Source organism: Pseudomonas sp. KB_15, from assembly GCF_052114525.1.
Classification (GTDB): domain Bacteria; phylum Pseudomonadota; class Gammaproteobacteria; order Pseudomonadales; family Pseudomonadaceae; genus Aquipseudomonas.
Genome location: NZ_JBFREX010000154.1, coordinates 1 through 534 on the forward strand (window position 1 = coordinate 1; position 534 = coordinate 534).

Genomic DNA, 534 nt, shown 5'->3' on the forward strand with positions numbered 1-534 from the left:
ATCCTGTCGGTCGTCAACCTGATCGACGTCTTCCTGGTGGTGATTGCCGCCCTGCTGGTGGCCATCGCCCAGAACCCGATGAACCCGTTCACGCACGACGACGTGACGGTCATCACCAACCCGGGCAAGCCCAATATGGAAATCGTGTCGCGGCAGGGGGAGAAGATCGTGCGCTATCAGGCCAGCGGGCAGGTGGGCAGCGGCGACGGCATCAAGGCCGGCGTGGCCTACCGGCTGAAGGATGGGTCGATGGTGTACGTGCCGGAGTCACAACAGGCGTCCCAACAAGCCACGTCCGGAGCGAAGCCATGATGCGCGCGACGATCCTTGGCATGGCGCTCGCGATGCTGGCCGGCTGCGCGACGCAGCCGCCGTCGCCGGCGGCCATCGGCGCCACCTTCCCCAGCCGCCAGTACGTGTTGCTGGGCGAGGTCCACGACAACGGCGCGGCGCAGGCGGCCCGGCTCCAGGCGCTGACCCGCGCCGTGGAAGCCGGCTGGCGGCCGGCGGTGGCGATGGAGCAGTTCGACCGCT

At 68.7% G+C, this 534-nt stretch carries 2 protein-coding genes; both read left to right on the plus strand.

Going from position 1 to position 534, the window contains the following annotated elements:
• Positions 1-312: DUF2149 domain-containing protein (locus AB4Z35_RS30190; protein WP_442101185.1), on the plus strand; the 312-nt coding region annotated here is incomplete at its 5' end.
• Positions 309-534 (plus strand): hypothetical protein (locus AB4Z35_RS30195; RefSeq protein WP_442101186.1); only part of this gene is annotated, 226 nt, incomplete at its 3' end. The genes AB4Z35_RS30190 and AB4Z35_RS30195, both read left to right, overlap by 4 nt.